10 protein-coding genes are annotated in these 14294 nt (G+C 68.3%); all 10 read right to left on the bottom strand.

What is annotated here, in order from left to right; translation table 11 throughout:
• Window positions 1-73 precede the first annotated feature (73 nt).
• A complete protein-coding gene (locus M0R88_RS08795) occupies window positions 74-1264 on the bottom strand; it encodes a DUF7972 family membrane protein (protein WP_248656562.1) in 1191 nt (396 codons plus the stop codon).
• 174 nt (window positions 1265-1438) lie between these two features.
• Window positions 1439-1684 carry a DUF8119 family protein gene (locus M0R88_RS08790; protein WP_248656770.1) on the bottom strand — a complete coding sequence of 82 codons (246 nt, stop codon included), beginning with the start codon at window positions 1682-1684 and terminating at the stop codon, window positions 1439-1441.
• The gene (locus M0R88_RS08785; protein ID WP_248656561.1) at window positions 1681-2145 is read right to left on the bottom strand and encodes a universal stress protein; all 465 of its coding nucleotides are present in this window, start codon (window positions 2143-2145) and stop codon (window positions 1681-1683) included. Before M0R88_RS08785 ends, M0R88_RS08790 begins: the two co-directional genes overlap by 4 nt.
• A gap of 1 nt (window position 2146) precedes the next feature.
• Complete coding sequence (locus tag M0R88_RS08780) at window positions 2147-3817, bottom strand: VC_2705 family sodium/solute symporter (protein ID WP_248656560.1); 1671 nt, start codon at window positions 3815-3817, stop codon at window positions 2147-2149.
• Entirely contained in the window at window positions 3814-4320 is a 507-nt protein-coding gene (locus M0R88_RS08775) for a DUF4212 domain-containing protein (RefSeq protein ID WP_248656559.1), read from the bottom strand. Before M0R88_RS08775 ends, M0R88_RS08780 begins: the two co-directional genes overlap by 4 nt.
• Window positions 4321-4427: 107 nt before the next feature.
• Window positions 4428-6416, bottom strand: coding sequence for an acetate--CoA ligase (acs, locus tag M0R88_RS08770; RefSeq protein ID WP_248656558.1), 1989 nt, complete (start codon window positions 6414-6416; stop codon window positions 4428-4430).
• Window positions 6417-6595: 179 nt separating this feature from the next.
• Entirely contained in the window at window positions 6596-8452 is a 1857-nt protein-coding gene (locus M0R88_RS08765) for a bacterio-opsin activator domain-containing protein (protein ID WP_248656557.1), read from the bottom strand.
• A 437-nt stretch (window positions 8453-8889) separates the two neighbouring features.
• On the bottom strand, window positions 8890-10842 hold the full coding sequence (locus tag M0R88_RS08760; RefSeq protein ID WP_248656556.1) for an acetate--CoA ligase: 1953 nt from the start codon (window positions 10840-10842) through the stop codon (window positions 8890-8892).
• Window positions 10843-10937: 95 nt separating this feature from the next.
• Entirely contained in the window at window positions 10938-11366 is a 429-nt protein-coding gene (locus M0R88_RS08755; RefSeq protein WP_248656555.1) for a hypothetical protein, read from the bottom strand.
• 37 nt (window positions 11367-11403) lie between these two features.
• The gene (gene mutS, locus M0R88_RS08750; RefSeq protein WP_248656554.1) at window positions 11404-14178 is read right to left on the bottom strand and encodes a DNA mismatch repair protein MutS; all 2775 of its coding nucleotides are present in this window, start codon (window positions 14176-14178) and stop codon (window positions 11404-11406) included.
• Window positions 14179-14294 lie beyond the last annotated feature (116 nt).

Here is a 14294-nt window from a genome sequence, read left to right as displayed (position 1 = left end):
CGTGAAACACACCCTCCCCCGTCACGGACCGACTCTCGCCGTCGCCGAGCGATTCACCGACGAGGCGTCCGCGTTAATCGTCGTTGGAGGGGCCGTGGATGTTGCCCTCAGCGTCGGCAGTAAAGTCCGGAATCTCCCAGTCGCGCGTGTCTACGCTCACCTCCCACGCGCCTTCGTCCCCACCGGTCATCTTCTGAAGAATGAACGGGCCCGCGGCGAGCGTTCGAAGCGTCACCGTCCCCGCCCGCACCACGTAGACCGTGAGGACGAGATACGGGGCGAGTGCGATCGTGTACGCGGTGCTAATCACGATCAAAATCGGAGAGAGACCGAACACCGACACGTCGGGAAACTGCTTCGCGTCGAGGGCCAACAGCACGTAGGACGTGATGATAATCACCGGGAGCGACACGTAGAGCAGCGTGTTCGAGAGCCGGGCCAGCTCTCGTTTGTAGTACAGCGAATTGAAGTACGATTGCCCCGTCGCGAAGAGTTTGAGCGTGTCTATCAGGTTTCCTATCACCGCCGCTTCCTCGTCCGAGAGCGACTCGGCGTACTCCGACTGGAGTTGCCGGGCGGCGTTCAACTGCCACGAGTAGTCGTAGTTCAGCCCGGCTAGCAGCACTCTGGCGCTCCCGAACTGGGTGCCGTCCAACGTGGTGGCCGACCGCTTCGCGTCCCGGACGAGTTGCTTCGCGAACTGCTCGACATCGGCCCGAAACGCCGGATTCGAGCTGTCTGCTGCAATCTCCGCGAGGCGCTTCGTTTGGGTTGCGAGCGACTGGAGGATGATTTGCAGGAACTTCGCCGGCCGAGTCGGACTGACATCCGTTTCGACGACGTCCTCGATCCGCTCTCGGTACGCCATCGACGCGTCGATCCGTTCCTCCTGCTCTTCGAGCGAGGTTATCTCTTGGGAGAGAACGACCGAATTGATCGAGACGACGATGGAGACGAGGAGAATTGCTCCGCTCAGCAGGGAACTGAACAGCGTTTGCACGGTGGTCGTGTTGATGAGCAACTGTCGCATGTTCACCCGATCGAGTACGCCGAGGCCGATCAGCACGAGGAAGACCACGACGAGGAGTCCGCCCGCGACGACCGACCTGCTCCCCGTCAGCAGGACCCACTGTTTGACCCGGTTCTCGCGCGATTGGTCGAGTAGCGCCTCGAACTCCGCGGTGCGGTCCTGCAGTGCCGTTACCCCCTCGGACGTCGCGTCCTCCATCTGGTCGCGAATCGAATCGCTCCCGCCGTCGGTCATGCTTTTCGTCCCCCGCTGGCGTTGTCGGGGCCTGACTCAGGTATCAGTTGTGGCCCCTCACGACGCCGACAGGAGTCGAGTTCGACCGAAATCGCGGACGACACGGCGACTCAGCCGGAGCCGCCGAAATAGAGAGCTACCGGTAGTCTACACGGTTCGACCGACTCGCCCTCCTCACGCCGACTCCTTCGCCAACTCCAGCGAGGCGAAGAAGCCGAAGTACGCGACGACGCCGCAGGCCAGCGCGAGGTGGTAGGCCCAGCGAGGCCCCTGTAACGCGTCGAACAGCACGGACACCGCCGCGACCCACACGACGGCGAACATGAAGTCGGTGACCATCCCCGAGCGATGCTCGCGGACGTGGTCCCGGACGTTCTCGCGGACCGTCGCCGCGACGGTTCCGACGCGACCCGCCGTCACGACTCGGCCTCCCGTTCGTCCACGACCAGCACCGACCGATGGGTCGAGCGGAGCACGCGCTCGGTGACGCTGCCGAGCAGCATCCGCTGGATGCCGGTCCGTCCGTGGCTCCCCATCGCTATCAGGTCCACGTCGCGGTCCTCGGCGAAGTCGGCGATGACGTCGTGGGGTCGCCCGCCGCGGAAGTGTTCCGCGACGTCGATGCCGCGCTCGTGGCCGCGGTCGGCGACGAACTCGGTCGCCTCGCGGGCGCGGGCTTCGAGTTCGTCCATCTCGCCGAACCGGCCCGACCGGATGCGTTCGACCTGCTCGGTGCCGAGGCTCACCTCCGCGGCGTCGGTGTCCACGACGTAGAGCGTGTGGACGTCGGCGTCGAACTTCTCGGCCACGTCGAGGGCCTCTTCGACCGCCAACTCCGCGGCCTCGCTCCCGTCGGTGGGAATCAGGACCGACTCGTACATCTCAGTTCTCCTCCTGTGCGTGGCCGCCGTCGGTCGAGACCTGTCCGCCGTCGGTCGAAACCACGTCCTCGGCGCTCTGCTGTTGGCCCATCGGTTCCGGACTGTGACACTGCCGGACGATGCGCTTGATGCGCTCGGGCGGTTCGTCGGTCGCCAGCGAGACGCCGATGGTCACCGCGAAGACGATGGGCGTCCCGGCGAGCGCGGCCCCGACCGCGGGGAAGATGTCGGCGTAGAGCGGCACGACCGCCCCGGCGTCGGTGGCGAGGATGAGTTCGTTGAACACCGCGGCGGTCCAGATGAGCAGTCCCGTCGTCATCCCGGCGAGCGCACCGGGCCGATTGGCGTTCTCCCACCAGAGACCGAGGAAGAACATCGGGAACAGCACGAGGCCGGCCAGCGAGAACGCGAGCGCGACCAGTTCGCCGACCAGCGCCGGCGGGTTCAGCGCGGTCACGGTCACGATGGCACCGAGCGCGACGATGGTCGCGCGACCGATGAGGAGCTGCTGGCGCTGAGTCGCGTCCTCGTTGACGATGTTCGTGTAGATGTCGTGTGCGGCCGCCGACGACGCGGCGATGAACAGGCCCGCGGTCGTCGCGATTGCGGCGGCGATACCGCCGGCCGCGACCAACCCGACGAACCACGTCGGCAGGTTCGCCAGTTGCGAGGCCAGCACGACGATGACGTCGCCTTCAGCGCCGCTCATGCCGTTCGCACCGTAGACCGCGCCGACCTTGTTCGCGTAGAGGTCGGTGCCGAACGCGGCGAACGCCGGGGCGCTCAGGTAGAGCAGGCAGATGAAGAACAGACCCCACACGGTGGACCAGCGCGCGGTGCGCTCGCTCTCGACCGTGTAGAACCGAACCAGAACGTGGGGGAGACCGCAGGTGCCGACGATGAGCGAGAACGCGGTGGCGACCCAGAGGTAGAACCCGCCGTTCGTGAACGGTTGGGTGAACTCCCTGTTGAGTTGGCTGAGGAGCGCGCCGTACTCGACCTGCGGCAGGAACGTCGAGTAGCCCTGCGTCCAACCGACCGCGTAGAGTCCCGCGAGGAACGCCACGATGAGGATGACGTACTGGACGGCCATGTTCTTGGTCGCGCCGAGCATCCCCGACAGCGCCAGATAGCCGACCGTGATGCCCATCATCAGGACGACCATCGTGGTGTAGTCGCCGCCGAAGACGTAGATGCCGACCAGTCCCATCCCGCGGGCCTGCCCGACGGAGTAGACGAACCCGATGAGGATGGTCGTCAGCGCGGCGATGGCCCGCGCCGTGTCGGAGTCGAACCGGTCGCCCACGAAGTCGGGCGCGGTGTACTTCCCGAACCGGCGCATCTGGGCCGCGAGGAAGATGAGCAGGATGAAGTAACCCGTGGACCAGCCGACGACGAACGCCAGCCCGTAGTAGCCCGACAGCGCGATGAGCGCCGCCATGCCGAGGTACGACGCGGCGGACATCCAGTTCGCGCCGATGGCCATCCCGTTCTCGACGTTCCCGATGGAGCGTCCGGCGACCCAGAGGTCTTCGGTGTCGGCCACGCGGAAGGCGTAGCCGATGCCGAGGAACAGCAACAGCATCGCCGAGACCATGACGGCCGGGATGAGTTTGAACGAGGCGTTCAGCGCGTCCGGCAGGAGGTCGAGGGGGACGGGCGCGAACGTCATCGGTCGGACCCTCCGTCGGTCGCGGCCGCCTCGCCGTCACCGGTCGTCGCCCCCGCGGAGTGGTCGATGCCGTACTTCTCGTCCAACTGGTCGCGCTTTCGGGCGTAGACGAACGAAAGCAGGAGTGCGCCGGACGGCGCGCCGACGGCGGTCAGCAGGTAGTGGAGCGGGAAGCTCAGCACCGTCGTACTCGTCATGAAGTCGGTGGCGAGGTACGTCGCCGTCACGGGGCCGAAGACGAAGACGGCCCACGCCGCGAACATCGCCCAGACGATGCGGAGGTGGTCGCGCATGAACGGCGTCGAGGGTTTGAAGATGTTGACCTGCGCGTCGAGGTAGTCGGTGTCGGCGTGTCGGCTCCCGGTGGCGACGCCGCCGTCGGTCCGCTCCGCTCCCCGACGAGGTTCGCCCGGTTCGGGCTCACCGCCGTCGGTCTCGACGTTCGGAGTCGATTCGTCCGTTCGTGAGTCGGTCTCTGGCTGTCGTGTGTGATTATCTGACATGGTTCGTTTCGCGTGATGTTCTCTGGCACGTCGTTCGTCGGTGGTCGTTCGGCGTCGTCTTCGAGTCGTCCGGAACCGGTTTCCGGCGTCGAAGGATGGAAGAGCGCCTACTCGTCTACCTTCGCCGCGATTTCGCTGACGACCTCGGGGTTCCGGAGCGTCGAGGTGTCACCGAGGTCTTCGCCGTTGGCGACGTCTTCGAGCAGGCGTCGCATGATCTTGCCCGAGCGCGTCTTCGGGAGTTCTGGCGTGAAGACGACCTGTTCGGGCCGGGCGATGGGACCGATGGCGTCCTCGACGCCCTCGACGATGCGCTGGCGCATCGCGTCGTCTTCCTCGTAGCCGTCTTCGGTGATGACGTAGGCGTAGACCGCCTCGCCCTTCACGTCGTGGTCGCCGCCGACCACGGCGGCCTCCGCGACGCCCTCGACGCCGACGATTGCGCTCTCGATCTCCATCGTTCCGAGGCGATGCCCGGAGACGTTTATCACGTCGTCCACGCGCCCGAGGACGGTGACGTAGCCGTCGTCGTCTATCTTCGCGCCGTCTTCGGGGAAGTACACCCAGTCGTCGGGGTCGTCGGATTGAGTGTCGGAGTACTCCGCCCAGTACTCCTCGATGTAGCGCTCGTCGTTCTGGTACAGCGTCCGGAGCATCCCCGGCCACGGCTTCTGGACGGTCAGATAGCCCGCCTCGCCGGGGGCGACCTCGTCGCCGTCGGCGTTCACGACCTGCGCGTCCACGCCCGGCAGGGGCGGCCCGGCGCTTCCGGGCTTCATGTCCTTCACGCCGGGCAGGGTCGTGACCATCATCCCGCCGGTCTCGGTCTGCCACCACGTGTCGATGATGGGGCAGGACTCGTCGCCGACGTGCTTGTAGTACCACTTCCACGCCTTCGGGTTGATAGGCTCGCCGACCGTCCCGAGCAGACGAAGGCTCGACAGGTCGTGCTGCTCGGGGTACTGGCTACCCCACTTCATGAACGCCCGAATCGCGGTCGGCGCGGTGTAGAGCTGGTCGGCCTCGTAGTTCTCCACGATGTCCCAGAGGCGGTCTTTCTCGGGGTAATCCGGAGTACCCTCGTACATCATCGTCGTCGTGCCGAGCGCGAGCGGCCCGTAGACGATGTAGGAGTGGCCGGTAATCCAGCCGATGTCCGCCGAGCAGAAGTAGGTGTCCTCGGGCTTGACGTCCAACACCGCTCGGGAGGTCCACGCGGTCCACGCGAGGTAGCCTCCGGTCGTGTGCTTGACGCCCTTCGGCTCGCCCGTGGTCCCCGAGGTGTACATCAGGAACAGCATGTCCTCGGCGTCGCGCGAGACCGGTTCGACTTCCGCGCCCGCCTGCGCGTCCACGAGGTCGGCGTAGGCGCTGTGGCTCTCGCCCATCGGGTGGTCGTAGTCGTCGCCGAGACGGTCCACGACCACCACGTCGCTGACCTCGTGTTCGACGCCAGCCAGGCCCTCGTCGGCCTTCGCCTTGTGTTCGAGCGGGTCGCCGCGCCGGTAGTAGCCGTCGCACGTCACGAGGTACTCGGAGTCGGCCGCGTTCATGCGCGTCGCCAGCGCGTCCGCCGAGAAGCCGGCGAAGACGACCGAGTGGGGCGCGCCGATGCGCGCGCAGGCCAGCATGGCGATGGGTAGCTCCGGTACCATCGGCATGTACATCGTTACCACGTCGTCCTCGCCGACGCCCATCTCCTCCAGCGCGGCCGCGAACTCGTTGACCTCGCGGTGGAGTTCCTCGTAGGTGTAGGTCCGGTTGTCCTCGTCGGTGGGTTCGCCGACCCACTCGATTGCGGCCTCGTCGCCGCGCTCGTCCAGATGCCGGTCGAGGCAGTTCGCCGAAGCGTTGAGTTCGCCCCCGGTGAACCACTCGTAGAACGGCGGGTTCGAGTCGTCCAGCACCTCGTCGTACGATTCGTCCCAATCGAGGAGGTCCGCCGCCTCCTCCCAGCACTCGGGCCAGTCCTCTTCGAACCGCTCGTAGACGGACGCGTCCGAGACGTTCGCCTGTTCGACGAACGACTCGGGCGGTTCGAAACGCTGTCGGTCTTCGAGTCTGGCTTCGAGTTCGACGTCTTGTTTCTCCGGCATGGGCCGTGTTCACAACCCCAGTACGGCCATATAAGTCGTGGAACTAACTATCTCAAGCGCCCGATTACGCGACGTATAGCCGTCGTAAGTGTGTATTAGGACGTTTAATGTCACGGTTTTCACTGGTTCACTGAAGCGCGCCCCCGGCCGAGGTTAAGCAATTAGTGTCGGTAGTCGCGTCAGGTCGGGTCGAACTCGTCGGTCGCGGACGGGTCGGGGTCGTCGAACACCGCGTCGAAGACCTTCTGCTGGGCCTTCCGGAGGTGGTTGTGGAGCGTCGGCGACGAGACGTCCATCGACGCCGCCAACTCCTCGGCGGTGCTCCCGCGGGGCCACTCGAAGTAGCCCGCGAGGTAGGCCGCCCGGAGGACGGTCCGCTGGCGCTCGGTGATGCGGTCGTGGACGGTCTGGCGGACCGTGGCGGCGCTCCGGACCGGCTCTTCGACGTCGCGCTTCGAGCGCAGGTCCGTGTCGGGGAACGCCTCCTCGACGGCCTCCACGACGCGGCGCACGTCCACGCGCTGCGAGAAGACCCCCGTCACGTCGGCCTCGCCGTCCGCGGCCGACAGCTCGCGGACCGTCCCGCCGCGCTCGACCAGCACCGACGCGACCGACGCGCCCGAGACGGCGAACTCGAAGAGCGCGCCGTCGCCGTAGTCCCGGATGAGTCGGGCGTCGTCCACCGACTCGGCGTCCGAGACGCGCTCCAGCACGTCGCCGACCGCGGCACCGCTCGCCGTGACGAAGTAGAGCAGCGAGTCCTCGACCGGGACGACGCCTTCGAGTTCGAAGCGACAGCCGAGGTCCGCGGAGGCGGCCACGAGGAAGACGCCTCGGTCGGTCGTCCGGAGCGAGAGTTCGACGCCCGTGTCGGCCAGTAACAACTGCTTGCGCGCGATGGCCGTGACGGTCCGGCCGGCCCGCCGTCCGGCGTCCGCGAGGAAGGTCCGGTCGGCCGCCGCGAACGAGTCGCGGGCGACGCAGAGCAGACCGTGGACGGTCTCGCTCGATTGCAGGGGTGCGACCGCGAGCGAGCGTCCCGCCAGCGAGCCGTCCGCAGGGCGGGCGTCCGCGGGGAGCGCGTCGAGGACCCTCGCGTCGTCGGTCGCGCCGTCGTCCGGCAGGTCTGCCCCGTCCAGCGCGTCGGCGGGCACGCCGTCGGTCCCCTCCGGCGCGGCGCTCGTCCGGACTTCACCCTGCGCGTCGCAGACCCAGACCCCTCGAAACCGGTCGGCGAGGCGGTCGCAGACGACGCGCTCGACTTCCTCGGCGGTCGAGGCGTCCGCGAGCGCCTCGCCGAGCGCCCCGGCGCACGACAGCAGGTCGTCGCTCCGGGAGTCGGTCGCGCCGCCGCGCCCGGCGGTCGGCCGACGCTCGGGGACCGATTGGCCGGGGTGCGTACGGGACGACCGGCCGGGACGCCCTCTCGCCGACCGATTCCGTCCTTCCGGCCCGTCGGCGAAGGCGTCCACGACCTCCGCGGTGGTCGGGTCGTCGAGGTACGGCGCGAGGCTCTGGAGGCTAGCCCACCCGCCGACCGACTTGACGACGCGGGGCGCGACGCCCTCCTCGGCCAGCAGTCGCCACGCGAAGTGCTGGCGGAGGTCCCGGCAGGTCACGTCGCGCAGGTCGGCGGTCCGGTCGGCCACCTCGCCGACGAGCATCTGGACGCGCCGGGGCGACACGTCCACCACGGGGTCCCGGCGCGCCACGTCGTTGGCGTTGGCGAACTTCCGCAAATCGTGGGCGACCGGCGGCGGAACGTAGGCGTCGCGGGTCGCGGAACCGGTCTCGCCCGCGGCACCGTCTCCGCTCTCGGTCGCGCCGCCCTCGGGGACCGTCAGGAGGTAGTGGACCGCGCCGCCGCGCTCGAACTCGCGCAGGTCGGCGGGACAGATGCGCGTGGTTTCGGACGCCCGGAGGCCGACGCGCCCGGCGAGCGCGACCACGAGGTCCTCGCGGTAGGTCTCGGCCCGACGCCGGAAGCGCCGGAACTCGGCGGTGGTGAGGTAGTCGGTACGCGATTCGACGGCCATCTCTGCTTCGCCTTTCTGAAAGAGAACGAATAAAGCTTCCGTGAGAGCGATGGTCGGAAGAGTGGCTTTCGTCCGTTCGTGGTGAGCCGGAACGGGAGGGAGGACGACTGCACGAACCGGACCTCGTCGTAAATTCGCTCACGGACCGACCGCCGAAAACGCCGAGCAGACCGCCTCGAAAGCCACCGCTCGTTCGCGGTCGCAGCGTGGTGCGGAGCGGTAGACTCCTCGGAGTCGGCGATAGTCCGCTGTACGGTTGCGGTGGCGCTCGCGGAGTCCGGTGCGGTCGCGGTTCCGGCGTTCGCCTCCGGCGTGAAGACCCCCGAATAGGTTGGTTGTTATTTCTCTGAGATACACAGAGAAACATTAGACAAATCTATACCTTTCCGTCAACCAGCCGTGTCGAGAGATTTCGCCCTTCTACGGAAATCCGAAACTCATCTGTCCAACAGCGACTCCAGTTCCCCGACGACCTCCGGGTTCCGGAGCGCCGACGTGTCGCCCAACTCCTCGCCGTTGGCGATGGCCGCCAGATACCGCCGGACGACCTTGCCCGAGCGCGTCTTCGGGAGCGAGGGCGCGAACGTCACCACGTCGGGGACCGCGATGGAGCCGATGGCCTCCTCGACCGCTCGGCCGACGCGCTCGCGGAGCGCGTCGTCGCCCGCGACGTTCGACTCTGGGCTGACGAAGGCGTGAATCTCCGAGCGGTGGGCCGCCTCGTCGTCCGCGCCGACGACGACCGCGGCCTCCGCGACGCCCTCGACGCCGACGATGGCCGACTCGATTTCGGCGGTGCTGAGTCGCCGGTCGGAGACCTTCACCACGTCGTCGGCCCGCCCGAGCAGGTGGAGGTAGCCGTCGGCGTCGCGGACCGCGTTGTCGCCGGTGGCGTACTGCCACTCGCCGTCGACGCGGCGGGTCCGGCGCGCGCCCCACCCCGATTCCTCGCAGAGCGACCGAGCCATCCCCGGCCACGGGCGGGTGACGACGAGTTGGCCCGCCTCGCCGTCGTCGGCGTGGCGGCCGGTCTCGTCCACGACGGCGGTCTCGACGCCGGGGAGGCTCTTGCCGACAGCGCCGGGACGCATCCGGTCGGCACCGGGGAGCGTCGAGAGGACGATGCCGCCGGTCTCGGTCTGCCACCACGTGTCCACGACCGGACAGTCGCCGTCGCCGACGTGGTCGCGGTACCAGTGCCACGCGGTCTCGTCTATCGGTTCGCCGACGCTCCCGAGCAGGCGCAGGCTCGACAGGTCGTGGCGCGCGGGATGCTCCTCGCCCCACTTCATGAACGCCCGAATCGAGGTCGGCGCAGTGTAGAACACGTCTACGTCGTTGCGCTCGATTATCTCCCAGAGCCGGTCGGTCTCGGGGTGGTCGGGCGTCCCCTCGTACAGCACCGTCGTCGCACCGAGCGCGAGCGGCCCGTACACCGCGTAGGAGTGTCCGGTGATCCAGCCCACGTCCGCGGAACACCAGTGGGTGTCGTCGGGACCCAAGTCGAGGACCGCGTGGCTGGTCCACGCGACGTGGGTCAGGTAGCCCCCGGTCGTGTGGCGGACCAGCGTCGGTTCGCCGGTCGTTCCGGAGGTGTAGATGAGAAATAGCAGGTCGTCGCTCTCGCGGGCGACCGGTTCGACCGTCGCCCCGGCGTGGTCGTCCACGAGGTCGGCGTAGGCGTGGCAGTCGCCCGCCGGTCGGCCGTCGTCCAGCCTGTTGACCACGACCTGCTCGACGGAGTGGGAGACCGAGACGCAGGCGTTGTCCGCGCGGCGTTTGAGGTCCAGCGCGGCCCCGCGCCGGTAGTAGCCGTCGCAGGTCACGAGGAACTCCGACTCCGCGCCCGAGAGTCGCGTCGCCAGCGCGTCCGCCGAGAAGCCGGCGAAGACGACCGAGTGCGGAGCGCCGATGCGCGCGCAGGCCAGCATCGCGACCGGCAACTCCGGAATCATCGGCAGGTAGAGCGTCACCACGTCGCCCTCGCCGACGCCCAACTCGCGGAGCGCGGCCGCGAAGGCGTTCACCTCGTCGTGCAACTCCCGGTAGGTGTAGGTCCGCGTCTCGCCGAGTTTCCCCTCCCACGCGACCGCCGTCTCGTCGCCCCGGCCCGCTTCGACGTGGCGGTCAACGCAGTTGTGCGCGGCGTTGAGTCGCCCGCCGGGGAACCAGCGAATCGAGCCTTCGTCGTCGGTCCCGGCGCTCGCGCCGCCGTCCAGCACCGCGTCGAACCCGCGGTCCCACTCCAGCAGGTCCGCGGCCCGCCGCCAGCACTCGGGCCACCCCGCGGCCCGAAACGCGTCGCGGTCGGCCGCCGTCACGTTCGCCTGTGCGACGAACGACTCGGGCGGGTCCACCCACTCGCGCTCGTCGGGAGTGCCATCGACCATTCGTTTCCGATTTCGCGCAAATAGGGAAAAATCGTTCGCCTCGCCGGACGCTCCCGTTCGGATAGCCGGGGTCGGGTCGAGTCGATACGGTCGATTCAGTACGTCTCAGTGCCGCTCGCGCCCTCCGCCGCGGCGAGACCGCGGACTCCCGCGGCGACCAGCAGCACCGCGCCGAGTACTGAGAGGTAGACGCCCACGCCCAAAGTGAACCCCGAGTGGACGCAGTCGTGGAAGAACTCCTCCCAGACGAACCACCCTCTCGCGGCGACAATCGAGAGGCCACCGGCGAGGAGTGCTTTCCGACCGCCCGCGTCGGACTCGGCGTACCGGAACGCGGCGACCGTCAGGAGCAGGACGCCGAGGACGAGGTAGTCGTAGAAGAACAGTCCGACGTGCCCCGCCGGACCCGCCCACTCGGTCAACCGTTCGGGTTCCCACGGCGGTCGCGTTATCGACGGGAGGAACGACCCGACGGCGACGAGGAGGCTCCCCAGTAGCGTCGAGCGGGAGGGCGTTCGCGTCACGGTCGCTCGCTACCGACCGAAGGGTCAAGAATCCCACCTACTCGTCGAGTCGCTCCTGCCACTCCTGCGCTCGGTTCAGCAGTTCTATCGGCGCGGTGTCGCTGACTTCGAGGGCCGCGAGTTCCGCCAGCACCGCCTCGGCGTCGTCGCCGAACTCCTCGCGGACGGCGTCGGTCGCGTCCGAGTCGTCGGTCGCGGCGTCCGTCTCGCTCGCGCTCTCGTTCACCTTCTCGCCCTCGTTCCCCGTCCCGCTCGCGCCCTCGTCCGTCTTCAACTCGCCGCTCCCCACGTCGAAGACGACTTGCTTCGTGCCGCCCGAATCGCCGCCTCCGCCCTTCGCCTCGATGGCTTTGTCCTGTCGCAGTTTGTCCAGCACGCCGCGCGAGCGTTCGACCACGGGGGCCGGCACGCCCGCGAGGTCCGCGACGTGAATCCCGTAGGAGCGGTCGGTCGGCCCGTCTTCGACGGTCCGGAGGAAGGTCACGTCGCCGTCGCTCTCGTCGGCCGCGACGTGGACGTTCTCCACGCGGTCGAGGTGGTCCGCGAGCGTCGTGAGTTCGTGGTAGTGCGTCGCGAACAGGGTCTTCGAGCGGACTTCGTTGTGGAGATACTCCGTCGCGGCCCACGCGATGGAGATGCCGTCGTACGTCGCGGTCCCGCGACCCACCTCGTCCAGAATCACCAGCGACTCGTCGGTGGCGGAGTGGAGGATGTTGCTCAGTTCCTGCATCTCGACCATGAACGTCGAGCGCCCCTGCGCGAGTTCGTCCAGTGCGCCGACGCGGGTGTAGATACCGTCAACGACGCCGATTTCTGCGGACGCCGCGGGGACGAAGCTCCCGATTTGGGCGAGCAGGGTTATCAGCGCGACTTGTCGCATGTAGGTCGATTTCCCCGACATGTTCGGTCCCGTCACCACGAGGAACTGCCTCGCCTCGTCCATCCGGAGGTCGTTGGGTACGAACTGGGTGGTCTGCTCCACGACGGGGTGGCGGCCCTCCTCGATGTCGAGGTCCCCGGACTCGCGCAACTCGGGGCGCACCCAGTCGTTCTCGACGGCGTGGAGCGCGAGGCTGGCGAGCGCGTCGAGTTCCGCCAGCGCGCGACCGACCGATTGCAGGAGGTCGGCGCGAGCGGCGACCCGCTCGCGGAGGTCCCGGAACAGTTCGTACTCCAGTTCCCCACGGCGCTCTTCGAGACGGAAAATCCGGCGCTCGCGCTCGTTCAGTTCGTCGGTGGTGTAGCGCTCGGAGTTCTTCAGGCTCTTGAGGCGGTCGTAGCGGTCGGGGACCTTCCCGGTCTCGGAGTTGCCGACTTGGATGTAGTAGCCGTCGGTCTTGTTCCGGTCTACTTGGAGATGCGTGATACCAGTCTCGCGCTTCTCGCGGTCGTCCAGCGTGGCTATCCACTCCTCGGCCTCCTCGTGGCGGTCGATGAGGTCGTCCAGTTGGTCGTCGTGGCCCCGCTCGAAGAGACCGCCCTCCGTGACGGTGCCCGGCGGGTCCTCGACGATGGCGGCCAACTCCTCGCGGAGCGCGGCCGCCGCCTCGCGGTCGGGCCGGGCCGCGACCTCGGCGAGCGGCGAGTCGGCCAGTCGCGGGTCGCTCTCGATGGCGTCCGCGACTGCCGGCAGGAGGTCGAGCGTCTCGCGGACCCGCAGGAGGTCGCGGGCGTCCGCGCTCCCGTGGGCCGCCTTGCTCGCCAGTCGTTCGAGGTCGTAGGCCCCGTCGAGCGTCTCGCGGACCGTCTCGCGGGCGAGCGCCGAGTTCGCGAACGCGGCCACGCCGTCGGCGCGCCGGCGGAGCGTCGGCAGGTCCCGGCGGGGTCGCTGGACCCACTCCTTGAGGAGGCGCTTGCCCGGACTCGTCGCGGTGTGGTCGATGGTCGCGAACAGCGACCCGTCGCGGTCGCCCTGCATCGTCTCGGTGAGTTCGAGGTTGCGCTGGGTCGTCGCGTCGAGCGAGACGTGGTCGTCGCCCTCGTAGTTCTGAAGCCGGGTCATCGAGGACTTGACCCCCGTGCCGGTCTCCTCGACGTACGACAGGAGCGCGCCCGCCGCCCGAATCTGCGGGCGGTCGCCGCCGCTCGGGGACCCACCGCCCGCGCCGCGGCTTCCGCCGTCCAGACCGATGCTCGCCAGCGTCTCCTCGCCGAACTGTTCTTTCGTCGCGTGGGTCGCTCGGCCGGGCGCGAAGGCGTCGGCTCGGTGGAGCGTCAGCGTCGCGTCGGTCCGCTCCCGAATCCGCTCGACGAAGGCGTCGTCGTTGCGGACCTCCGGGCCGGGCAGGACTTCCGCGGGGTCGAACCGGTAGAGTTCGGTGAACGCGCGGTCGGCGGCGGCCTCGGGGTCCGGTCCTTCGACCTCCGTGACCAGAAATCGGCCCGTCGTCACGTCGGCGAACGCGAGACCGTAGCGGGCGTCGTCGGTCCGGACGACCCCGGCGAGATACTGGGCGTCTGCTCGGGTCGTCTCCAGCAGAGTGCCGGGGGTCACGACGCGGGTAATCTCGCGGGCGTGGCCGTCTGCGGTCTCGTGCTGGTCCGCGATAGCGACCCGGTAGCCGCGCTCGACCAACTGCTTGAGATGGGGCGTGAGTTTGTCCACCGGCACGCCCGCCATCGGGTAGTTCGAGCCGTGCGACGACTTCTGTGAGACCTTCAAATCGAGCAGGTCCGAGACCGCTTCCGCATCGTCGCCGAAGAACTCGTAGAAGTCCCCGACCTGCATCACCAGATAGTCGGCGTCGGTCTCGTCTTTGAGCGCGAAGAACTCCCCGACGATACCCCCGACCTCGCCGTCAGAGTGGGACACGTCGGCCACCTCCTCGGCGCGTCCGCGCGAGTAGAGTCATAGTCGAGAAGCAGGGGCGTCGGCGACTAAAACGGTGCGGGTTCGGGCGGTCGGCGGGCGGACCTCAGCAGTCGCTT

The organism is Halorussus gelatinilyticus (genome assembly GCF_023238445.1).
In the GTDB taxonomy this organism is placed as follows: Archaea; Halobacteriota; Halobacteria; order Halobacteriales; family Haladaptataceae; genus Halorussus; species Halorussus gelatinilyticus.
This window is presented reverse-complemented; position numbering and strand designations above follow the sequence as displayed.